A 22997-nucleotide genomic window follows, 5' to 3' on the forward strand; every position below is an offset into this window, starting at 1 on the left:
ACAAGGGATCGGAGTTTCCGTCAAAGGAGCTTCGGTCTCTTTTTTCTTTTCATTTTGTGTTTGCGCCAGACGTTATTTATACTTTGGTTTAGATAATCAATGGACCAACCAATAGATATTACGAAGAAGAAACTCTGTAAGGAGGAATAATAGCGGATGAAGGAAAGAATCGAACTCAACCCGGGATGGACTCGTGAGGAGGTTGTCGCATTTACGGCTCATCCTGAGCTAAAGATTGTTCAATACAGCGAGCACAATATCCCGGATGTGAACCTGATGCAGATATTGAATGAGGAGCTGTTTGCCAACAGACCCGATGTTACTTTTCGCATATATGGCTTTCATTCGCAATCTGGCAACTTGTCTGGTCTAAAATACATGAACCATGTAGAAAAGCTTGTGATTGATTGTAACAGACACATTCATGGGATTGAGGGCTTAGGTGAATTGCTAAGGTTAAAAGAGTTTGCTTTTGACGTATTTGAAGCGGAATCTCTTGATGTATTAACACTTGTACCTAACACTTTAGAGCAGCTCCGCATCGGCAAAACTAAAACAAAGAAAACCAATTTGTCCGTACTTAACCGCTTTACCGAGCTTAAAACGCTGAGTGTGAATGGTCATACAACTAACATCGAAACGATCGGAACATTGTCTTCACTCCGGTCCCTCTATGTTTCGGGAATGCCATTAAAGGAATTGGGATACTTAAAAGATTTAACGGGTTTGCGCGAACTTCATCTCAGTTTTGGTGGAGCAGAGAATCTGGATAGCCTTGCGGGCATGGATTCCTTGCAATTGTTGAAGCTCCTAAGGGTGAAAGGATTATCTGACCTATCCGTATTGCCTGAATTGAAGGGATTGCGCTTATTAGGGATAGAGGACCAGCCGCATCTAACGAGTCTGCCGTCTCTTGAAAATCTGACTGAATTACAGCGTGTTTTCCTGAACAATGTGAATGTGGAGAATATTGACTGGGCAAAGACTTCCAAAAGTCTGAAAGAGCTCGCTCTTCTGCAAATGAAGCATATTAATGCCGAGGATATCGAATCCCTGATTTATCATAAATCCTTGGAAAGAATGATCGTTCATTTGAAAAGTGCCAAACAGCAAAAAGTGCCGAAGCAGGCGATAATGGCAGCAGGCATGTGGGATGAGAGCGGATGGTGGTATAACGATGAATCTCTGAATATTTAATTTCTTTTTTAAGTTCGTTTCATATTATTTTCATGTCGGGCTTGTACACTAAGTACAGAATACGGCTATATGGCAACTGAAAGGAGAATTGAATGTATGCGTAAAACCGACAATATGAGCAAATGGAAGATGGGCATTGGAAGTGCGTTTCTGATGGTGATGCTGGCAGGATGCGGCTCGGGTATGCAGGACTTGGCTCTTGGTGCGGGAGATTCTTCATTTGTGAACTTAGAGGCAGCAGATTCATCTTCCGATCAAGCACAGAATCAGGAATTGTCTGAGGGATCGACCGATAATACAGGTCAGGAACAACAGCAGGCACAGGACGTGCATCAGACAGAGATTTAGAATATATGGCGTAGGACCTATCATGTAAAAAAATGAATTAGTAACCGTAGCAGTCTGCTCTCTATACCTAAGCTTTTTGAATATCCAAATACATGATCCTCATCACATAACCATCTTCTCGGTAACGGTAACCTATGAAGCTACCGCAATCAAAGTGTGCCTGCCACCTTTGATTGCGGTAGCTTTTTGATTTGTGAAACCTCAGTTTAATTTGGGTGGTAAACCGCTGAACTGGTTCATTTTGTTAAATAATACGAACGATTTATATGATAAGTGATAATAATATTCGTTTTTCTCATTGACAAACTAGAGGTAACCCTCCTAAAATAGTGATTGGAAACACACAAATAGCGCATACTACTTCGTATAATCCCGGGGATTGGCCTGGGAGTCTCTACGAGATCACCCTAATGATCTGGCTACGAAGAGGAGAAGGCTGAGCACATGAATTCTACATGATTGCGTCGGGCATGACATCACGCACATTAGAATTTTTTTTGTTCTCCCTAATTGGCACCGTGCCACTCCTCATCAGTTAAAACCCTGGGTGATGCATTCATCTCAGGGGTATTTGTCGTTTTTCAAAAGGCTTCAACATCTCTAAGGGGGAATTATTGAATTATGGATCGTTTCTTTAAATTAAAAGAAAACGGAACGAACGTTAGAACGGAGATTGTTGCGGGTCTTACTACCTTTATGACAATGGCGTACATTCTTTTCGTAAACACGTTGTTCTTGGGATCAGCCGGAGCCGGTATGTCGGACAATGCAGTATTTTTTGCAACAGCCGTGGGTGCTGGTCTGATGACCATCATTATGGGATTGTTCGTTAACATTCCGATCGCCCTTGCACCAGGTATGGGTTTGAACGCTTACTTCATGACCGTGGTTCTGAGTTCCAACGGTGCGATTTCCTGGCAGGCAGCTCTCGGAGCCGTATTTATCTCTGGTATCGTGTTTATTATTTTGACAGTAACCAAAATTCGTCAAATGCTGCTCGTTGCAGTTCCAGACTCATTAAAAATGGCAATCACCGTTGGTATTGGTCTCTTTATTACCATTGTAGGTTTCAAACTGGCTAGTCTGGTCGCTGTAACAGTCAATGTTGCACCTGATGCAGATCTGAGCCAACCGATTCCGGGCAGCAGTTTTAATCTGTCTTTGGGTAATTTCATCACTCATCATGATGCGTTACTGGCACTGATTGGACTACTCATTATTGCTGTACTGATGGTTATGCGCGTCAAAGGTGCATTGCTAATCGGTATCATTGCTACAACGTTGATTGGTATCCCCATGGGCGTTACGAATCTCAGCGGATTGTCTGGTGCAAGCTGGTTGCCTAACTTCAGTGATTTGGCGGTTGGACAACTGGACTTGAAAGGTGCAATTAGCCTTGGATTGTTTGAAATCATCTTCATCTTCACCTTTGTAGAGCTGTTTGACACATTTGGAACAATGGTGGGTACAGCAACACGAATGGGGATTATGAAGGACAAGAAGAAAGGCGAGAAAACAATTGGTAAAGCAATGCTCGTGGATGCAGTGGGTGTAAGTGCAGGGGCTGCACTGGGTACAAGTACAATTACCGCATTCGTTGAAAGTGCCTCAGGCGTCGAAGCTGGTGGACGTACAGGTCTGACCTCTGTAACGACAGGTATCCTATTCATCCTGGCTTTGTTTATTGCTCCACTTGCATTGGTTGTTCCGTCCGCTGCAACAGCTCCGGCGTTGATCATCGTGGGTGTCTTGATGATGAATCAGGTTCGTAGCATTGAGTGGGATGACTTCCTGCAAGCTTTCCCGGCGTTTCTTACCATCGTATTGATGCCTTTCACTGGAGGAATTGCAAACGGGATTTCCGCAGGGATTGTCTCCTATGTAATCCTGGCCGTATTCAGTAACCTGGTTACGGATCGCAAAGTGAAGATACACTGGCTTATGTGGATATTGGCTATCATTGTTATATGTCGGTATGTATTTATAGGTGGGGAATAAAGGTTTGACTGAATGGATTGGGTCAGATACTTATGATAGTATTTGTTATTGTACAAATGAAAAGAAGCGGAAGCCTTGGTACATTAACGGGGCTTTCGCTTTTTTTGTTTCTTCTATATATGTAGCATGAACTTTGACTTTCTTCTATATATAAAGGAGGAACATACATGAGTTATGATTTGATGGTTTTTGATCCAGCCAAAGCTTCGGTTGATATAGCGTCGTTTATGAGATGGTATGGTGAGCAGACAAAGTAGTCGAAAGTGGTCGGAGGACCATTCCTATTCAGACATTTCCTTCTATGTATGTGGACGATGAATGTGTTTGAAGCGATGGAAGGAGCGGGAACAGATAATCGATTAACAGAATACTCGCTTGGAAAAGAATTGGTTTATGATAAATTCGCATGGTCTGTTCCGTAAGATGCCTGTAAATTGATGCTTGAGTTGACTAAGAAGCATAACGTTGGTTTTCTTTGATGTAAGCGGATCGGATGGTAAAATCATCAGGCCCTAATGTGTATACTAAAATAGCAAACTTGAAAAACAGCACGACGAGAATTAAATAGCAGCTGGATATAGCCAGTTTGAAAGACACTCTACTATATATAATAGAAACTATTGTAATGTGAGAGAGTTGCTATTCTCCGAGATTAAAAAGATAATTGCTGATGAGGGATGAGTATCGTATAAGTTATAAATAGGAGTAGAGAGGAAGAAGAGAACCCCTCACAGATAAATTGAAAATAAAGCTTGCATTCGAAATCTGTACATGGTATATTCTAATTCCGGCCAAGAAAACACGAGAAACACGGTGCGGCAAGCAAATGAAATAAGCTTCGAAAGAAACTTAAAAAAAGAGCTTGCAAAGTTGGTTTGGATGTGATATGATATAAAAGTTGCTGAGGTGAACAACACGCGGCAATGAAACAAGTTTGATCTTTGAAAACTGAACAACGAGTGAGTAACGATCTTGCTTGCAAGATCGACGCTGAGAAATCGGTACACGTCTTCAGACTGTATGATTTCAAAGCAAAATAAATGAGATTTTTAATCTCGTCAGTTTCAAAATGAGCTTATCGCTCTTTTCAATACTTTATTGGAGAGTTTGATCCTGGCTCAGGACGAACGCTGGCGGCATGCCTAATACATGCAAGTCGAGCGGACTTGAAGAGAAGCTTGCTTCTCTGATAGTTAGCGGCGGACGGGTGAGTAACACGTAGGCAACCTGCCCTCAAGTTTGGGACAACTACCGGAAACGGTAGCTAATACCGAATAGTTGTTTTCTTCTCCTGAAGAGAACTGGAAAGACGGAGCAATCTGTCACTTGGGGATGGGCCTGCGGCGCATTAGCTAGTTGGTGGGGTAACGGCTCACCAAGGCGACGATGCGTAGCCGACCTGAGAGGGTGATCGGCCACACTGGGACTGAGACACGGCCCAGACTCCTACGGGAGGCAGCAGTAGGGAATCTTCCGCAATGGGCGAAAGCCTGACGGAGCAATGCCGCGTGAGTGATGAAGGTTTTCGGATCGTAAAGCTCTGTTGCCAGGGAAGAACGCTTGGGAGAGTAACTGCTCTCAAGGTGACGGTACCTGAGAAGAAAGCCCCGGCTAACTACGTGCCAGCAGCCGCGGTAATACGTAGGGGGCAAGCGTTGTCCGGAATTATTGGGCGTAAAGCGCGCGCAGGCGGTCATTTAAGTCTGGTGTTTAATCCCGGGGCTCAACCCCGGATCGCACTGGAAACTGGGTGACTTGAGTGCAGAAGAGGAGAGTGGAATTCCACGTGTAGCGGTGAAATGCGTAGATATGTGGAGGAACACCAGTGGCGAAGGCGACTCTCTGGGCTGTAACTGACGCTGAGGCGCGAAAGCGTGGGGAGCAAACAGGATTAGATACCCTGGTAGTCCACGCCGTAAACGATGAGTGCTAGGTGTTAGGGGTTTCGATACCCTTGGTGCCGAAGTTAACACATTAAGCACTCCGCCTGGGGAGTACGGTCGCAAGACTGAAACTCAAAGGAATTGACGGGGACCCGCACAAGCAGTGGAGTATGTGGTTTAATTCGAAGCAACGCGAAGAACCTTACCAGGTCTTGACATCCCTCTGATCGGTACAGAGATGTATCTTTCCTTCGGGACAGAGGAGACAGGTGGTGCATGGTTGTCGTCAGCTCGTGTCGTGAGATGTTGGGTTAAGTCCCGCAACGAGCGCAACCCTTATATTTAGTTGCCAGCACTTCGGGTGGGCACTCTAGATAGACTGCCGGTGACAAACCGGAGGAAGGTGGGGATGACGTCAAATCATCATGCCCCTTATGACCTGGGCTACACACGTACTACAATGGCCGGTACAACGGGCTGCGAAATCGCGAGATGGAGCCAATCCCAACAAAGCCGGTCTCAGTTCGGATTGCAGGCTGCAACTCGCCTGCATGAAGTCGGAATTGCTAGTAATCGCGGATCAGCATGCCGCGGTGAATACGTTCCCGGGTCTTGTACACACCGCCCGTCACACCACGAGAGTTTATAACACCCGAAGTCGGTGGGGTAACCGCAAGGAGCCAGCCGCCGAAGGTGGGATAGATGATTGGGGTGAAGTCGTAACAAGGTAGCCGTATCGGAAGGTGCGGCTGGATCACCTCCTTTCTATGGAGAATCGTTTCCCGAGTGGAAACATTCAAAACCGCAGACTAGATCTGCAAAACTTACTCACTCGTTGCTCAGTTTTGAGAGCTCAAACTCTCAAACAGCTTGCTTTTGCATGGAGCTTGTTCTTTGAAAACTAGATATCGAAACGAAATTTTGCGATTTAGAACATTCCTTTTTAAGCTGAACTTGTGTTAAAACAAGTTTTAATAAATAGTGAAAACTGCATTGCGATGGTATCGAATGAGAGCGACTTTTGGCTTTGCGCAAGCAAAACAAGGGAAGCGAGCAGTCGAAACCGGAGCAACTATGGTTAAGCTACTAAGAGCACACGGAGGATGCCTAGGCGCTAGGAGCCGATGAAGGACGTGGCGAACAACGAAACTGCCTCGGGGAGCTGTAAGCAAGCTTTGATCCGGGGGTGTCCGAATGGGGAAACCCAGCTGGGGTAATTTCCAGTTACTCATAACTGAATACATAGGTTATGTAGAGGCATACCAAGGGAACTGAAACATCTAAGTACCTTGAGGAAGAGAAAACAATAGTGATTCCGTCAGTAGCGGCGAGCGAACGCGGAGAAGCCCAAACCAGAGAGCTTGCTCTTTGGGGTTGTGGGACATCTCACATGGAGTTACAAAGGAACCGGTTAAGCGAAGAGGTCTGGAAAGGCCCGCCAAAGAAGGTAAAAGCCCTGTAATTGAAAGTCTGTTCCCTCCGAGATGTATCCCGAGTAGTGCGGGGCACGTGAAACCCCGTATGAATCCGGCAGGACCATCTGCCAAGGCTAAATACTTCCTAGCGACCGATAGTGAAGCAGTACCGTGAGGGAAAGGTGAAAAGCACCCCGGAAGGGGAGTGAAATAGAACCTGAAACCGTGTGCTTACAAAAAGTCAGAGCCCGTTTTAGGGGTGATGGCGTGCCTTTTGTAGAATGAACCGGCGAGTTACGTTCCCGTGCAAGGTTAAGGTGAAGAGCCGGAGCCGCAGCGAAAGCGAGTCTGAATAGGGCGACATAGTACGTGGACGTAGACCCGAAACCGGGTGATCTACCCCTGTCCAGGGTGAAGGTGCGGTAACACGCACTGGAGGCCCGAACCCACGCATGTTGAAAAATGCGGGGATGAGGTGGGGGTAGCGGAGAAATTCCAATCGAACTCGGAGATAGCTGGTTCTCCCCGAAATAGCTTTAGGGCTAGCCTCGGAAAACAGAGTCGTGGAGGTAGAGCACTGATTGGGTGCGGGGCCCGCAAGGGTTACCAAGCTCAGTCAAACTCCGAATGCCATAGACTTACTTCCGGGAGTCAGACAGTGAGTGCTAAGATCCATTGTCAAAAGGGAAACAGCCCAGACCATCAGCTAAGGTCCCCAAGTGTGTGTTAAGTGGGAAAGGATGTGGAGTTGCACAGACAACCAGGATGTTGGCTTAGAAGCAGCCACCATTGAAAGAGTGCGTAATAGCTCACTGGTCGAGTGACTCTGCGCCGAAAATGTAACGGGGCTAAACACACCACCGAAGCTATGGCTTGATGCTTTGCATCAGGGGTAGGGGAGCGTTGTATAAGGGTTGAAGGTGTACCGTAAGGAGCGCTGGACATTATACAAGTGAGAATGCCGGTATGAGTAACGAAAAGATCAGTGAGAATCTGATCCGCCGAAAGCCTAAGGGTTCCTGAGGAAGGCTCGTCCGCTCAGGGTAAGTCGGGACCTAAGGCGAGGCCGAAAGGCGTAGTCGAAGGACAACAGGTCGAAATTCCTGTACCACCGTAAGCCGTTATGAGCAATGGGGGGACGCAGCAGGGTAGTGACGCGGACTGATGGATGTCCGTCTAAGCAGTGAGGCTGATGTGTAGGCAAATCCGCACATCATTAAGGCTGGGCTGTGATGGGGAGCGAAAATTATAGTAGCGAAGGTCATGATCTCACACTGCCAAGAAAAGCCTCTAGCCAGGTGATGGTGCCCGTACCGCAAACCGACACAGGTAGGCGAGAAGAGAATTCTAAGGCGCGCGGAAGAACTCTCGTTAAGGAACTCGGCAAAATGACCCCGTAACTTCGGGAGAAGGGGTGCCCCGGTAGTGTGAATAGCACGAGGGGGCCGCAGTGAAAAGGCCCAAGCGACTGTTTAGCAAAAACACAGGTCTGTGCGAAGCCGTAAGGCGAAGTATACGGGCTGACGCCTGCCCGGTGCTGGAAGGTTAAGGGGAGCGGTTAGGAGCAATCCGAAGCTGTGAACCGAAGCCCCAGTAAACGGCGGCCGTAACTATAACGGTCCTAAGGTAGCGAAATTCCTTGTCAGGTAAATTCTGACCCGCACGAATGGCGTAACGACTTGGGCGCTGTCTCAACGAGAGATCCGGTGAAATTTTAATACCTGTGAAGATGCAGGTTACCCGCGACAAGACGGAAAGACCCCATGGAGCTTTACTGCAGCTTGATATTGAATTTGGGTACGATCTGTACAGGATAGGTGGGAGCCTTTGAAGCATGAGCGCCAGCTTGTGTGGAGGCACCGTTGGGATACCACCCTGATCGTATCTAGGTTCTAACCTGGTACCGTAATCCGGTGCGGGGACAGTGTCAGGTGGGCAGTTTGACTGGGGCGGTCGCCTCCTAAAGAGTAACGGAGGCGCCCAAAGGTTCCCTCAGAATGGTTGGAAATCATTCGAAGAGTGCAAAGGCATAAGGGAGCTTGACTGCGAGACCTACAAGTCGAGCAGGGACGAAAGTCGGGCTTAGTGATCCGGTGGTACCGCATGGAAGGGCCATCGCTCAACGGATAAAAGCTACCCTGGGGATAACAGGCTTATCTCCCCCAAGAGTCCACATCGACGGGGAGGTTTGGCACCTCGATGTCGGCTCATCGCATCCTGGGGCTGAAGTAGGTCCCAAGGGTTGGGCTGTTCGCCCATTAAAGCGGTACGCGAGCTGGGTTCAGAACGTCGTGAGACAGTTCGGTCCCTATCTGTCGTGGGCGTAGGAAATTTGAGAGGAGCTGTCCTTAGTACGAGAGGACCGGGATGGACGTACCGCTGGTGTACCAGTTGTTCCGCCAGGAGCACCGCTGGGTAGCTATGTACGGAAGGGATAAGCGCTGAAAGCATCTAAGCGTGAAGCCCCCCTCAAGATGAGATTTCCCAGTATGTAAGACCCCTTGAAGACGACGAGGTAGATAGGCTGGGGGTGGAAGTGCAGCAATGCATGGAGCTGACCAGTACTAATCGGTCGAGGGCTTATCCAATATGCAGGTTTTAATCGCGAATTTCGTTTCGGATCTAGTTTTCAGAGAATAATCTCTGAAATGAAAATTGGTACATCACGGAATGTGTGTATGATTTTCAGTTCCATAATTGATTTCAAGAAGCAATGCTTCGACAAATCGCGTTTGGTGGCGATGGCGGAGGGGTTCCACACGTACCCATCCCGAACACGACCGTTAAGCCCTCTAGCGCCGATGGTACTTGGACCGCAGGGTCCTGGGAGAGTAGGACGCCGCCAAGCAAAGAACCACTGCCGATGTTATTCGGTGGTGGTTTTTATTTGTTTTATACGAAGTATTTAATAAGTATCTAATATAAACCGTAACAGCCCGGAGAAAATCCAGGGCTGTTTTTTTATTTCAATTTATGTGAATGTGCTAAATCTTTTATAGTCAGATTAATTTAAGCAGGTTCTTTCTATTTAATCATTTGGTTGCATGCATCCCCTAGGCTTAAAAGGGAGTTCTCCAATGCATAATGGGTCTCTGAATCAATGATGACTCCTTGTTTATTCATCTTCAATGTAATATGAGGAATGGTTAGAGAGGCCTCATGTAAGACTTGAGCATTAATCATGTTTAACGTCAGCAATAGTGAAGCATGGGCTTTGTCACCGCCCATGGGGCTGGGAGAAGCAGCGATGGCAACGGTGGGTTTATTGAGCCATTCTCCTGAAGATACAATCCAATCTAATGCGTTTTTTAAGACCCCAGGAACTCCGTTTCCATACTCGGGCGTGCAGATGAGGACTCCATCCGAATGCTTCAGTTGGGCTCTCAAATTCTGCACGGACTCAGGACCTTCCTCGACATCGAGGTCAGGGTTAAAATGCGGTAGATCATTTAATCCACCATATACTCCAAACTTAAGGTTAGGAGGAGCTAGCTTAATCATGGCATGCATTAGTAACGTATTGGAGGACTGATTGCGCAGGCTTCCGGAAATCACAAGGATATTAAATTCATTTTTCATGGGTATACATCATCTCTATTCCTTAGTAATGTAGGGCAATCTGTTTATTTTCCTCCTGTTGGAATGGACTGTCTATAGAAAACGCATTTAATTAAGGCATTCTTCATGTTACTCAGAGGATATCTACAATTCTTCATCAAAAATGCATGCGATAGTTTGCATGACTCTGGGTAATAGGATGAAGAGAGCGCTTAAAATAAACAACTGACGAATGAGTCATAATAAATATTTTTTAAAATTAGTACCAAGTACTAATACTTAGTGCTATAATGATAAAAAACAAACGAGGTGACTACCGGTATGAATCAATCAATGTCAACCATTACCGCAATGGGTACGTATGTACCGGATCGAATATTAAGTAATGCTGATTTGGAGAAGCTCGTCGAGACGAGTGATGAATGGATTGTACAGCGAACAGGGATGAGAGAACGGCGCATTGCAGCTGATGATCAATTTGTATCTGACCTGGCCACCAAGGCTGTAGAAGATATGGTGCGTCGTTATAATGTTAGCGTAGAAGATGTGGATATGATTTTGGTCGCTACCAGCACACCTGAGTATTCGTTTCCCAGCACAGCATCCCGAGTACAGGCGAATCTCAAGATTCCACATACAGGAGTGCTTGATTTGAATGCGGCATGTGCGGGGTTTACGTATGGATTGCAGCTGGCGGACAGTCTGGTAACCAGTGGCATGTATCATAAAGTGTTGGTTATTGGAGCAGAGACGTTGTCCAAGATTACCGATTATACAGATCGTACAACATGTGTATTATTCGGCGACGGGGCAGGAGCCTTTTTGGTAGAAAGAGCTGCTGGAAAAGGTGACTTTATGGCAGCCATCTCAGGTACGAGTGGAGAAGGCGGTATTCATCTCTATAAGACGGGTCTTTCTTCTGAGATGAATGGTGCACCTCTGCAGGGTGAGGGATGCCTTGTCCAGAATGGCAGAGAGATCTATAAGTGGGCAGTACGCACGATTCCAGAACAATTGAGTGGGCTTATTGCCAAAGCAGACATGAAACCGGAGCAGATCGATTGGTTTGTCCCACATAGCGCGAATCTAAGAATGATTGAAGCGGTTTGTGAACGCGGTCCTATTCCATTGGAACGTACTTTAACAAGTGTGGAGTACCGAGGCAATACCTCCGCGGCTTCCATTCCTCTTGCTCTACAGCTTGCAGTAGACGCAGGGAAATTAAAGAATGGGCATCAAATAGCCCTTTTTGGTTTTGGAGGCGGCCTGACCTACGCAGGTCTTGTGCTTAGATGGAGTGTACCGGACAGTCCTGTAAAATAAAGCTCAATCCTTTAGTGTATTTATGGGTAATTTTATGTTGTGTATTGACAGGCTTAAGGAAAGATGATAATTTAATCATACAAATTCCAATTGATTTACTTTGTTTTACTATAATTTTATATACCGACTGTTTAGACAGAGGTATCCTGCAAAGGTATATTTGCAGGATACCTCTTTTTTGTACTTTTCATCTGGGAGGGGGACTCAAATGGGTGAGACGTTATTGGCTATATCTCAACTAAACAAAAAGTTTGATACTACAGGAGGATCGGTCCAGGCTTTGTATAATGTGGATTTGCATGTGAAAGAAGGGGAGTTCATAACGATTATAGGGCCAAGTGGCTGTGGAAAAAGCACCTTGTTGCGTATCGTAGCGGGACTGGATCGCGGTTATACGGGTAGCGTATCGCTGAATGGGAACGAAATTAAAGGACCAGGGATCGATAAGGGCTTTATTTTTCAGGAGCACCGACTCTTTCCCTGGCTCACTGTAGAGAAGAACATCGCTTCTGATCTGCCGCTCGGTAAACCGGAAGTCAGACGGAAGGTGAATGAACTAATTGAACTGGTGAAATTGCAAGGATTTGAACAAGCCTATCCGCGTGAGTTGTCGGGTGGTATGGCCCAGCGTGTCGCCATTGCGCGAGCGCTGCTCCGAAGTCCCCAAATTTTACTGCTTGATGAACCGTTTGGTGCGCTAGATGCATTCACTCGGGCTCATATGCAGGCGGTACTACTAGATATTTGGCGCACAAACAAGACAACGATGATTTTTGTAACCCATGATATTGATGAGGCAGTTTTTCTGGGTGAGCGTGTGGTCATTTTGGAACCCCGCCCGGGACAAATTCGAAAAATCGTACCTATTGATCTCCCTTATCCTCGAAAGAAAGCGTCGAATTCATTTCAAGAAGTTCGGTTAAAGGTATTAAGTGAGTTTGAGAAATTGGAAGAGTTTGAACTTAAGGATGGGGCCGGGATATAAATGAAGTTAACCTGATTGATTCATTCATTCCACTATTAATCCGAGTAATTCAATAAAATAAATATGTTTAAGTGAGTGGAGGAGGATATGATCTAATGTCAGAACAGGCGGCAACGCTCAAAGCGACCGATAAAAAAAACGGCAAAGCAGTAAAATTTGCATTAGGTCTTATTTTGCCGGGTATTGTGCTTATGCTGTGGCAGACTTTGGGGCATTACGAAATCATTTCGGAAATGCTGTTCCCGACCCCTTATACCATCGCAGTGGCTTTGGTGACTCTAGTTGTTTCGGGAGATTTGTGGGCTAATCTGCAAATTAGCGCTATGAGAGCATTTGCGGGATTCTTTCTTGGCGGAGGTCTTGGCCTCTTCTTCGGTATTCTGGTAGGTTTGTTTCGCAAATCAGAAAAACTGTTGGACCCTACTTTGCAAATGATTCGTATGATTCCAAGCCTTGCGGTTGTACCTTTATTCATTCTCTGGTTTGGTATAGGCGAGGAATCAAAGGTGCTGTTGATAGCAAAGGCTGCATTCTTTCCTTTATATATTCAAACTTTTATGGGCATACGTGGGGTGGACAATAAGCTGTTTGAGGTGACACGAGTGCTGGGTTACAGCCGGATCAAGCAAGTTACCCGCCTTGTGCTTCCGGCGGCTGTGCCAAACGTTATACTTGGCGTGCGATTGTCACTTGGGCTTTCTTGGCTGGCACTGGTCGTGGCAGAGATGATTGCTTCCAGCTCAGGCATCGGTTATATGATGTCGGATGCTCGGCAGTTCGCAGATACACCTGTCGTGTTCGTGGGAATATTCATTTTTGCTGCAGCAGGGTTGTTAAGCGATACATTGGTTCGACTGCTGGAACAGCGATTATTGCAATGGAAGGACAGCATTTCAGGTTAATTGAAAGGCTAAAGAATAAATGACAAAGCTCGAAATGATAGGAGGGATGCACTATGAACGAGGGAACGGAAGCCATAATGAAAACAGCTAAAAGCGCGCTGGACTCCAGAGATATCAGCGGAACAGCTCCGATCGTTGCTGGACGGACTAAAGTAATCTCTCGTTTACAGCTACCATCGCGTTCATGGAAAACCTCGCTGTCGGATGTGGTCATCGGGTCGCTGATTCCACTGGGTACACTGGCATTATGGCAGATTGCTGGCAGCATAGGGTGGTTATCGGCTGAATTTCTTCCAACCCCACTGAGTATCCTCAGCGCATTGACCGAGCTTGCGGCAACAGGAGAGCTAATCCATCATCTTGGTGTAAGTATGGGCCGTGCAGGATTGGGATTTCTGATTGGCGGGGTACTCGGACTGTGTTTTGGGATCCTAACCGGACTCTTTCGTCAAGCAGAATATATATTGGACCCGAGCGTACAGGTGCTTCGACTTGTGCCGCATCTGGCGATTGCACCGCTGATTATTTTGTGGTTTGGCTTCGGAGAAGTATCCAAGGTGGTCATTATTATGAGTGGTTCCTTTTTTCCTCTATACATCAACACTTTTATGGCTATTCGTGGGGTGGACAAAAAACTATATGAAGTAGCACAGGTACTCGGTTTCAGCCCGTATCAGCGAATACGCAGGTTGATTCTTCCGGCAGCACTACCGGGTATTTTGTTGGGGCTCCGGCTCTCGTTAGCCGTAGCCTGGATTGGATTGGTCGTGGCGGAATTGATCGGCTCACAGTCTGGAATCGGATTTCTGATCAATGAGGGTAAGCAGAATGCCAATACGGCCATCATTTTTGTCGGTATTCTCATTTTCGCTATTGTCGGCAAAGGGATAGACTCGCTCTTTCGTATGATAGAACGTAAATTTCTGTTCTGGCGAGACAGCTACCAGGGCTGAACATTTCAGGGAGGTCAATGCACATGAGTGAAGCGGTACGAGAAGATTCATTATTCCTTTTGGCAGATGTACTGGTTATTGGTGGAGGACCAGCGGGTACATGGGCAGCTCTCGCGGCAGCTGCCAAAGGAGCTTCAGTGGTACTGGCTGACAAGGGATATTGCGGCTCAAGCGGAGCCACTGCCCCTTCTGGAACAGGGGTGTGGTATGTGAAGCCTGATGAGAAGCTACGGGAAGAAGCGAAGGCGAGCCGGTATTTTATGGGAGGTCAACTAGCTGAGCATCGCTGGATGGATCGGGTGCTGAATCGAACATATGACAATATGAATCGACTGGGAGTATCAGGGTACCCTTTTCCGATCAATGAAGAAGGTCAGCAGCATCGTCGTGGTCTGCAAGGGCCGGAATATATGCGACTGATGCGTAAGCTGGTTAAAAGGGCAGGGGTTAAAATATTGGATCATAGCCCAGCCATGGAGCTGCTTGCAGATGAATATGGTGTAGCAGGTGCAGCCGGAGTACAAACGCAGAGTGGAAAAACATGGACTGTTCATGCAGGGGCTGTTGTCATTGCGACTGGAGGATGCGCATTTCTCAGCAAAGCGTTGGGCTGCAACGTACTTACTGGCGACGGTTACCTGTTTGCGGCCGAGGCGGGAGCGGCTCTTTCAGGCATGGAGTTTTCCAATGCTTATGCCATCTGCCCGACGTTCTCTTCCGTAACGAAGACGGCCTATTACAATTATGCCAGCTTTTATCATGAAGATGGCACCATTGTTGAAGGTGCAGGCTCCAAAAAGGGACGCTCTGTCATCGCTCGCCATCTGATGGCTGGACGTCAGGTTTACGCCAGACTGGATCAGGCGCCAGAAGATTTACAGCCGTTGCTGAGAGTAGCGCAAACGAACTTTTTCCTGCCGTTTGATCGGCTTGGAATTAATCCATTCAAGGAATTATTCCCGATCACGCTGCGTCTGGAGGGGACAGTTCGTGGAACTGGCGGCATTCGGGTGATGGATGAAAATTGTGCCACTGGAGTACCGGGTCTTTATGCAGCAGGAGATGCCGCTACACGGGAGTTGATCTGTGGTGGATTTACTGGAGGTGGCAGCCATAATGCGGCCTGGGCGATGTCTTCCGGGTCTTTCGCCGGGGAGGGTGCAGCAGGGTACGTGTTAGAACTCGGGCACAATGCTGCAAAACGTAATCCATCAGGCTTATCTTCTGCTCCTCTGGTGCAAGGGCAAGTGAAGCAAGGGACGGCAGCTCGCACAGCAGAATATGTATCCGCTGTGCAGGCTGAGGTGAAGCCTTATGAAGTGAACTTGTTCCGTACAGAGCAAGGTTTGTCCTCGGCGCTTGGTCGTCTTGACGAGTTATGGAGCATTCAACGCAATATACAGGTTCAGCGAACACCGGAAGGTGTGAAGGCCCGGGAGGCAGCCGCCATGACGGCAACCGCCCGTTGGATGTACAACTCTGCACTGGCCCGCACGGAATCCAGAGGGATGCACAAACGTGAGGATTACAAAGAGTCCGATACGGCACAGCATCATCGGCTGATCAGTGGCGGCCTGGATCAGGTCTGGGTGAAAACCGAGGAAGTGGCGAAGGAGAGTGTTCCCTTGTGATTGAAGTCATCAGTGCGACCAAGTGTATAGAGTGCAACCAATGCGTAGCCGTCTGTCCAACCAATGTCTTCGATCGAGTAGAGGGTGGAATACCCGTTATTGCAAGGCAGGACGACTGTCAGACCTGTTTTATGTGTGAGCTGTATTGTCCAGTGGATGCCTTGTATGTTGCACCTGATTCCGAAGCACTTACTGGAATAACCGAGCAGGAGCTTCAGGAGCAGGGATTTCTAGGTGGATATCGTGAGAAGGTAGGCTGGGGCAAGGGCAGAAAGCCAGTAGCAAGTCATAACTTCATGGTACAACTCTCTGCGAGAGCCGGATTCTGAAGATGCAAATGTTCAAGGGGGAAACCAACAATGAAACAGGCACACAGATACAAGGAGAAGAATACCCGAGGGACAACTGCAATGTGGCTGCGCCTGTCGGTTCTGGTTAGCATTGTTATGGTAGTACTGACTCTTCAGGCTTGTGGGAATAACGTTGGTTCAGGAAATACCAACAGCGCGACAGGCTCAACTGATGAAGGTCAATCGAAGGCGACAAGTGGTCAAAGGTCAGAGGATATACCGACCATTCTCAATTATGGTTTTATTGGCTCGAATAAGCTGAATTTGCCTGGTGGTGCCGAGGGGTGGGGCCTATATAAAGGTATTATTCAAGAGGAACTAAAAAAATACGGTATTACGGAAGTGAAACTGACCGGATTCCCTAATGGGCCTGACCAGACGGAATCGTTGATCAGCGGACGGCTGGATTTTGGCAGCTTGGGCGATACGCCAGCCATTATTGCTTATGCTTCCGGAGCGAAGACCAGGTTAATAACTCAATCTATGGTGAATAATGTGGGTTATCTGATTGGTAAAAAGGACGGTCCAAAAACAGTTAAGGAGCTGCAAGGCAAAACAATTGCAATTCAAAAAGGTTCCTTCATGCACCGTTACGTGGTCGGCCTGCTTCAGGAAGAAGGAGTAACCGACTACAAGCTGGTTCATATGTTAACTCCGGATGCAACAGCTGCATTGGCAAGAGGGGATGTAGATGCAACTACCAACCTGGGTGTACCCGCGCTAAAGCTCATTTCCGAAGGCTATACGCATCTGGATGATGCTTCACAGCATCCAGATCTTCTAGGCAGCAGCGTTACAGTTGTAGGAGAGGATTTCCTCGCTAAATTCTCTGATTTTCCTCGAGTATGGAATGAAGCCAGGCAGAAGGCTTTAGCTGACCTCAAACAGCATGAAGATGAATATTATCAGTTCCTTGCTGAGATTGGGGACACTACACCTGAACTGGCGAAGCAGGTAAATCCGGTCAGTGAAATCAAGGATACGGCGTTTACGGAGGAAGGATTGAAGCTGCTGGAAAGCACGAAAAACTTTTTAGTGGAAGAAAAACTGGCTAAAAAGGATTATTCGATTAGTAACTGGCAACAGCAATAAGATGTAGCCTTTGCTCGGCTGATGGAGTGGCACTACAGAGGCCACTACAGAGAAACAATGAACAAGTAATCTATTGAACAGTAGCAGACAAAACGGACAAAATAGTGAAAAGTCCATCCAAATTCATGGCTACATGAATTTGGATGGACTTTTTTTGTGTGTAGCAATAAAGAATGTTTAATCCCATGAACGATTTATGGAGTGAGCTTTGGTGCTTGGCGGTGATGAGTCCCTTGCTCATAGCTGTAAGCCAGCTTGATCAAGGTTCCTTCGTCAAAGGCGCGGCCCAGGAATTCCATACCTACTGGCAGACCTTCAGTTGTAAATCCAGCAGGTACGGTAATTGCCGGGAAGCCAGAGAATGGGCTCAATCGGTTGTTACCCCCGGAGTTTTGTCCTTCGCCAATAACACCAGCGGCTTGCGTGGACGTAGGATAGATGATGGCATCCAGGTTGTTGTCCGCCATAACTTTCAACAAGGACTCACGTGTGATTTGGGTACGTTTCAGGACGATGTCCTTATATTCGGCAGTCTCCAACGTTTCCCGTGCATCACGAGTCTTCATCGACTGTTCTTGTGACTTGTCGAACTGTCCGGAAGCAATAATCTCGGACAAGCTGTGATAAGGGGCTTCGTCACCAAGAGACTCCAGATAGTCATTAAGTTGGAATTTGAACTCGTATCCACTCAAGCTTGGGTATTTGTTGATTTCCGCCAGGTTTGGAATGCTGATCGGGACTGCCGTAGCTCCCAGCGTTTTGAGTTCTTCTACTGCGTTGTTAATCACGTCAGCGACGGCTTTTTCTTCAGCTTTGGTGCTTGGAATGAGTTCGGTGGCCACACCGATCCGTGCACCTTTCAGACCGTTTACATCCAGGAAGTCTGTGTAGCTGGAAGGGATTTTGCCTACAGCATAAGCTGTAGCGACATCATTTTTGTCATAGCCGGCTGTAGCATCCAGCATAATTGCGGCATCACTTACGGTACGAGCCATAGGACCACCGACATCCTGGGTCAATGCAAGAGGGATGATTCCTTCACGGCTGGACAGTCCGATTGTTGGACGAATACCGACAAGGCTGTTGAAGCTGGAAGGGATACGGATTGATCCACCGGTGTCAGTACCCATGCCTGCGGCTGCAAAGTTTGAGGCAATGGCGGCACCCGTACCACCACTTGACCCGCCTGGATAGTGATCCAGCGCATAAGGATTCAGTGTTTGTCCACCCAGTGAGCTGGACGTGGTAATGCCGAATGCGAATTCATGCAGATTGGTTTTGCCCAAAATAATGGCCCCTGCTGCTTTGAGTTTCTTCACTTGTTCAGCATCGTGAGCAGGTACGGAATCTTTCAGACAGATACAACCTGCGGTTGTAGGCATATCGTTGGTATCGAAGTTATCTTTAACTAAAACCGGAATACCATGTAAAGGTCCGCGAGGGCCCTGAGCTGCACGTTCTTCATCCAACGTTTCAGCGATTTTGAGAGCATCCGGGTTCAAGGTCAGAACTGCGTTAATGCTCACACCCTGATCATCATATTTTTCAATCCGATCCAGGTACTTCTGCACGAGTTCTTTGGATGTTAGCTTTCCTTGCGTCATGGCAGCCTGGAGATCCGTAATGGTTGCTTCCTCCAGAACAAATGGTTTTATGTAGTTATAAATGCGGTCTTTCAATATAGCGACATCATTTTGGGTAAGTACTGCATTAGGAAGGAAGAGGGCGTCGGTATATCCTTTCATCAACCCCGCGGTGTTCAGCGCACCAACGGCCCCGGCAAAGCTCGCCTGATCCGGAACATCCTTGAACGATTCTGGAGTGGACTCCAGCTTCAGCCAGGTTTGCAAAGCTAAAGCAGCATCTTTACGCTGTACTGTTGTGCCGGAAAGTTTGTCCATGGAAAAAGGAACACCTGCAAGTGTAGCCGCTTCTTCCATGGCTTGAACAAATGCTACTGCTGTGACAGGTACCTTACCAGCTGTTACGGCTGCAACCGTAGTTTTGCTAGAAGGCGTTGCCGTTGCAGCTGACGCTGAGGGAACCGTTCCTCCCCATGTTGTGACAACAACCGCTCCGGCCAGTAACAAGGCCCCACTTTTTTTCAATACAGATCCATGATAAGTCATGCATCCACGCTCCCTTCCTGTGTATCAATGATGTGTGTTGGCGAATCTGATATAGTTGCTTTTTTCAAATTCTAAGTACATGTAAGGTATTCTTACAACACTCATATTTATCCAAAAAAACGTATACATACTATTTTTCCGCTATAGAACCTACCAAATGCTCCTAATTCCATGCGCGGAAGAAAAATGTCGAAGAATATTGTGTTAACTAATATGACATAAGAGCCGGAAGATAGGCATCTTATGGGACAAATCGTTATTTGTGAAGCCAAAGCAAACCAATACCATGAAATGATATAATGAAAAGATAGAAGTAGAAGAACTCTTTTAATTACGATAGAAGCATGAGAGTCATAGGTTTATCAAAGAAAGGAAGATATGGATTGAAAACATTAGTACTCGCAGAAAAACCATCTGTGGCACGAGAAATAGCCAGAGTGATGGGAGCGCGTGATAAACATAAAAGCTATATGGAAGGCCCGAAATATATCGTGACTTGGGCGCTTGGGCATCTTGTTGGATTGGCTGAACCAGAGGACTATGACAAAAAGTATGCAACCTGGAATCTGGAGGATCTGCCGATTCTGCCTGATCGCACCAAGCTGAAGGTACTCAAAGAGACCAACCATCAATACAAAGCGGTACAGCAGCTGATGAAACGTCAGGATGTTGGTGAATTGGTCATTGCAACGGATGCAGCACGTGAGGGTGAATTGCTGGCTCGCTGGATTATGCAAATGGCCCAGTGGAAAAAGCCGTTTAAACGGCTGTGGATATCATCCCAGACCGACAAGGCCATCAAGGATGGATTTGCATCGCTGAAGCCAGGCAGCCAGTTTGATCGTCTTTATGAATCGGCACGTTGCCGGGCAGAAGCCGATTGGATGATCGGCCTTAACGTGACTCGTGCATTGACGGTTCGATTTAATGCACAATTGTCAGCTGGACGGGTACAGACCCCTACACTTGGCATGATTATGGACAGGGAAAATGAGATCAACGGATTCCGTTCCCAAGAGTATGAGACGTTAACGGCCGATCTGGGAGGTTTCCAGGCGGTATGGCGCGCTGTAGGTGGGGATTCACGCATCTTCGATCCGCAAGAGACACAAGAATTGAAGAAACGAATAGAGGGTCGCAAGGGTACGATTGCCCAAGTGAAAAAAAGTGAAAAGGTTGAGCCGCATCCGCTGGCTTATGACCTGACGGAATTACAACGGGATGCCAACCGAAAATATGGTTTCTCCGCCAAGCAAACATCGAATGTGCTGCAACGTCTTTATGAACAGCACAAGCTGGTAACCTACCCACGTACAGACAGCCGTTACCTGACATCGGATATGACGGGAACGCTGAAAGAACGACTGGATAGTGTAGCGATTGGCCCCTATGCGTCTCTGGCTCGTCCGTTGTTGCGTAAAAATCTGAATATCACCAAACGTATCGTGGATGACAGCAGGGTAACGGATCACCATGCAATCATTCCAACAGAACAGACGGTTCTCCTCAATCAGCTGAATCCAGAGGAACGTAAGCTATACGATTTGATCGTACGCCGTTTTATCAGCTTGTTCTATCCGGCTGCGAAGTACGATTCTGTTGCGATCACTGTTCAGGTGGGCAACGATTCCTTTCATGTGAAAGGCACAACGGTGAAAGAAAGCGGCTGGCGGGAAGTGTACGGCGGAGATTATAGCGATGAGGATGATGATCGTGCTGACGATTCCTCAGACCTTGATCGTGCGCTTTTGCCAGACGTGCAGCAAGGTCAGTCCGTGACGGTTCAACGTTGTCATATCAAAAGTGGACGGACGATGCCGCCCAAACGGTATACCGAGGCAGCGCTGCTTTCCCAAATGGAGAAGCATGGACTGGGCACTCCGGCTACACGAGCGGATATTATCGAGAAGCTGGTCAGTTCCGACACCATTGATCGTCAAGGGAACAGCATGCATCCAACGGGAAAAGGAAAACAGCTGATTGAACTGGCTGCTCCACAGCTGCGTTCACCGGAGTTAACAGCTCGCTGGGAAGCTGAGCTGGAACGAATCGCCCGTGGACAAGGGAAGCCTGAGCCTTTCCTGGAGAGCATCCGTTCGATGGCGAAAGAGATTGTATCTACAGTAAAAGGAAGCAAAGCGGAGTATAAGCCGCATAATGTATCCAATAGTCACTGCCCGGATTGTAATGCCCGCTTACTGGAGAAGAAAGGCAAACGTGGCAAGTTCCTCGTGTGTCCAACGGAGGATTGCGGATATCGTCGTTCGGCAGAGAAACGATTATCCAACCGTCGCTGTGCACAGTGTCACAAAAAGATGGAAATTAAAGAGGGTAAGGCAGGTTTGTACGTGCAATGTCTGCCTTGCGGCATAACGGAAACATTGGATAAAGACAAACAGCATGTGAACAAACGTGATCAGCAAAAGCTGGTCAAACAATATGCGAAACAGGAGTCGATCGGTTCCAATTTGGGAGAACTGTTGAAGGCAGCCATGGAGAAAAAGGGAGAGTAAGACTGCCGTATAAGATTCTCTTTTTTCAGGCAACGTAAGCCTAGGAGGTGATACGCAGATGCCACATAACAAACCAGAGAAGATTCATAATCAGCAGAACAAAGACAGCATTCAGGAAGAGAGTATCTCTGTACGTCCCGAAAAGGCAGCAAAAAGAGCACCAAACCTGAATGGTATTCCTAAACAGGAGTCATAGGTTAGGTATTCGGGATTCATTGCTTCTAAATATCTTTGCGGTTCCCTTCTCGCGTTGATCATGTTCCTTCAGAGGACTATAATGGAGGTACAGGGAGATGTCCCGGGACAGGGGGACCGCTAGAATTATATGCAAACCGGATTGATACTGTGGTTTTTATTTATCAATGTCGTAGGTTACCTGGTCATGTCGGACGACAAGAAACGTGCGCAGCGCCGTCGAGACCGTACACCCGAACGAACGCTGTTTCTGCTGGCCTTTATTGGTGGGGCATTGGGGGTATGGATTGCAATGTATCGTAAACGTCACAAGACCAAACATCCCAGTTTTACGATCGGCATTCCGTTGTTGTTATTCCTGAATGCGGTAATTTATGGGTATTTCCTGCAATAAGGTAGAATTTAATGGTTAGGATCTGCTGTACTCCAGGTGAGTGACTAGAATGATTATGTAAAATGTTTCTTATAAATGGTTCATTTAGACCTGGGGACGTTTAAGGAGTTACATGGTTCTTGTATTTTATG

General features: G+C 47.2%; 15 protein-coding genes, 3 rRNA genes and 1 riboswitch. Of the genes, 16 read left to right on the forward strand and 2 right to left on the reverse strand.

Translation table 11 applies throughout. The annotated features are described in order from the left end of the window. Window positions 1-156: 156 nt before the first annotated feature. The 6 genes from PTQ21_RS08765 to rrf all read left to right on the forward strand — a co-directional run bounded on the left by PTQ21_RS08765 (window position 157) and on the right by rrf (window position 9689). A complete protein-coding gene (locus PTQ21_RS08765) occupies window positions 157-1197 on the forward strand; it encodes a leucine-rich repeat domain-containing protein (protein ID WP_274569528.1) in 1041 nt (346 codons plus the stop codon). A 96-nt stretch (window positions 1198-1293) separates the two neighbouring features. Then, window positions 1294-1545 carry a hypothetical protein gene (locus PTQ21_RS08770; RefSeq protein ID WP_063568416.1) on the forward strand — a complete coding sequence of 84 codons (252 nt, stop codon included), beginning with the start codon at window positions 1294-1296 and terminating at the stop codon, window positions 1543-1545. A gap of 342 nt (window positions 1546-1887) precedes the next feature. After that, a riboswitch (purine riboswitch) is annotated at window positions 1888-1987 on the forward strand. A 179-nt stretch (window positions 1988-2166) separates the two neighbouring features. Next, window positions 2167-3543, forward strand: a complete 1377-nt coding sequence (locus PTQ21_RS08775) for an NCS2 family permease (protein ID WP_274569529.1) — start codon at window positions 2167-2169, stop codon at window positions 3541-3543. A 1095-nt stretch (window positions 3544-4638) separates the two neighbouring features. Continuing rightward, window positions 4639-6191, forward strand: a 16S ribosomal RNA gene (locus tag PTQ21_RS08780). A 311-nt stretch (window positions 6192-6502) separates the two neighbouring features. Beyond that, window positions 6503-9429: ribosomal RNA gene (locus PTQ21_RS08785) — 23S ribosomal RNA — on the forward strand. A gap of 143 nt (window positions 9430-9572) precedes the next feature. Then, a 5S ribosomal RNA gene (gene rrf, locus PTQ21_RS08790) occupies window positions 9573-9689 on the forward strand. The 16S, 23S and 5S rRNA genes sit together here, the layout of an rRNA operon. A gap of 176 nt (window positions 9690-9865) precedes the next feature. On the opposite strand, the gene PTQ21_RS08795 is transcribed toward rrf, so the two are convergent. Further along, complete coding sequence (locus tag PTQ21_RS08795; protein ID WP_274569530.1) at window positions 9866-10420, reverse strand: NADPH-dependent FMN reductase; 555 nt, start codon at window positions 10418-10420, stop codon at window positions 9866-9868. A 300-nt stretch (window positions 10421-10720) separates the two neighbouring features. Here PTQ21_RS08795 and PTQ21_RS08800 point away from each other — a divergent pair, with 300 nt between their 5' ends. From PTQ21_RS08800 to PTQ21_RS08830, 7 genes are all read left to right on the forward strand, one after another. Further along, window positions 10721-11722, forward strand: coding sequence for a ketoacyl-ACP synthase III (locus PTQ21_RS08800; protein WP_274569531.1), 1002 nt, complete (start codon window positions 10721-10723; stop codon window positions 11720-11722). A 208-nt stretch (window positions 11723-11930) separates the two neighbouring features. Then, window positions 11931-12707, forward strand: coding sequence for an ABC transporter ATP-binding protein (locus PTQ21_RS08805; protein ID WP_063568216.1), 777 nt, complete (start codon window positions 11931-11933; stop codon window positions 12705-12707). Between the two features lie 95 nt (window positions 12708-12802). Beyond that, window positions 12803-13609 (forward strand): ABC transporter permease, encoded by an 807-nt coding sequence (locus PTQ21_RS08810; RefSeq protein ID WP_063568215.1) that lies wholly within the window; start codon window positions 12803-12805, stop codon window positions 13607-13609. Between the two features lie 53 nt (window positions 13610-13662). After that, window positions 13663-14562 (forward strand): ABC transporter permease, encoded by a 900-nt coding sequence (locus tag PTQ21_RS08815; protein WP_079697167.1) that lies wholly within the window; start codon window positions 13663-13665, stop codon window positions 14560-14562. Between the two features lie 23 nt (window positions 14563-14585). Further along, window positions 14586-16193, forward strand: coding sequence for an FAD-dependent oxidoreductase (locus tag PTQ21_RS08820; RefSeq protein WP_079697168.1), 1608 nt, complete (start codon window positions 14586-14588; stop codon window positions 16191-16193). Further along, window positions 16190-16522 carry a 4Fe-4S dicluster domain-containing protein gene (locus PTQ21_RS08825; protein WP_063568212.1) on the forward strand — a complete coding sequence of 111 codons (333 nt, stop codon included), beginning with the start codon at window positions 16190-16192 and terminating at the stop codon, window positions 16520-16522. The genes PTQ21_RS08820 and PTQ21_RS08825 overlap by 4 nt, the downstream gene beginning before the upstream one ends. A gap of 30 nt (window positions 16523-16552) precedes the next feature. Beyond that, complete coding sequence (locus PTQ21_RS08830) at window positions 16553-17635, forward strand: ABC transporter substrate-binding protein (protein ID WP_274569532.1); 1083 nt, start codon at window positions 16553-16555, stop codon at window positions 17633-17635. A gap of 194 nt (window positions 17636-17829) precedes the next feature. On the opposite strand, the gene PTQ21_RS08835 is transcribed toward PTQ21_RS08830, so the two are convergent. Continuing rightward, window positions 17830-19764 (reverse strand): amidase family protein, encoded by a 1935-nt coding sequence (locus PTQ21_RS08835; RefSeq protein ID WP_274569533.1) that lies wholly within the window; start codon window positions 19762-19764, stop codon window positions 17830-17832. 383 nt (window positions 19765-20147) lie between these two features. Between PTQ21_RS08835 and PTQ21_RS08840 the strand changes: the two genes are divergently transcribed. The 3 genes from PTQ21_RS08840 (at window position 20148) to PTQ21_RS08850 (ending at window position 22866) form a co-directional block, all read left to right on the forward strand. Continuing rightward, window positions 20148-22277 (forward strand): DNA topoisomerase III, encoded by a 2130-nt coding sequence (locus tag PTQ21_RS08840; RefSeq protein WP_274569534.1) that lies wholly within the window; start codon window positions 20148-20150, stop codon window positions 22275-22277. A 58-nt stretch (window positions 22278-22335) separates the two neighbouring features. Beyond that, window positions 22336-22473 carry a hypothetical protein gene (locus PTQ21_RS08845; protein ID WP_162842470.1) on the forward strand — a complete coding sequence of 46 codons (138 nt, stop codon included), beginning with the start codon at window positions 22336-22338 and terminating at the stop codon, window positions 22471-22473. A gap of 129 nt (window positions 22474-22602) precedes the next feature. Further along, a complete protein-coding gene (locus PTQ21_RS08850; protein WP_063568208.1) occupies window positions 22603-22866 on the forward strand; it encodes a DUF1294 domain-containing protein in 264 nt (87 codons plus the stop codon). The last annotated feature ends 131 nt before the right edge of the window (window positions 22867-22997 follow it).

It is taken from the genome of Paenibacillus marchantiae (genome assembly GCF_028771845.1).
Lineage (GTDB): Bacteria > Bacillota > Bacilli > Paenibacillales > Paenibacillaceae > Paenibacillus > Paenibacillus marchantiae.

Coding starts and splice junctions, on each gene's coding strand:
- PTQ21_RS08770 (WP_063568416.1), top strand. CDS start 1,294: ATGCGTAAAACCGACAATATGAGCAAATGGAAGATGGGCATTGGAAGT.
- PTQ21_RS08810 (WP_063568215.1), top strand. CDS start 12,803: ATGTCAGAACAGGCGGCAACGCTCAAAGCGACCGATAAAAAAAACGGC.
- PTQ21_RS08765 (WP_274569528.1), top strand. CDS start 157: ATGAAGGAAAGAATCGAACTCAACCCGGGATGGACTCGTGAGGAGGTT.
- PTQ21_RS08815 (WP_079697167.1), top strand. CDS start 13,663: ATGAACGAGGGAACGGAAGCCATAATGAAAACAGCTAAAAGCGCGCTG.
- PTQ21_RS08775 (WP_274569529.1), top strand. CDS start 2,167: ATGGATCGTTTCTTTAAATTAAAAGAAAACGGAACGAACGTTAGAACG.
- PTQ21_RS08850 (WP_063568208.1), top strand. CDS start 22,603: ATGCAAACCGGATTGATACTGTGGTTTTTATTTATCAATGTCGTAGGT.
- PTQ21_RS08835 (WP_274569533.1), bottom strand. CDS start 19,764: ATGACTTATCATGGATCTGTATTGAAAAAAAGTGGGGCCTTGTTACTG.
- PTQ21_RS08820 (WP_079697168.1), top strand. CDS start 14,586: ATGAGTGAAGCGGTACGAGAAGATTCATTATTCCTTTTGGCAGATGTA.
- PTQ21_RS08845 (WP_162842470.1), top strand. CDS start 22,336: ATGCCACATAACAAACCAGAGAAGATTCATAATCAGCAGAACAAAGAC.
- PTQ21_RS08830 (WP_274569532.1), top strand. CDS start 16,553: ATGAAACAGGCACACAGATACAAGGAGAAGAATACCCGAGGGACAACT.
- PTQ21_RS08805 (WP_063568216.1), top strand. CDS start 11,931: ATGGGTGAGACGTTATTGGCTATATCTCAACTAAACAAAAAGTTTGAT.
- PTQ21_RS08800 (WP_274569531.1), top strand. CDS start 10,721: ATGAATCAATCAATGTCAACCATTACCGCAATGGGTACGTATGTACCG.
- PTQ21_RS08795 (WP_274569530.1), bottom strand. CDS start 10,420: ATGAAAAATGAATTTAATATCCTTGTGATTTCCGGAAGCCTGCGCAAT.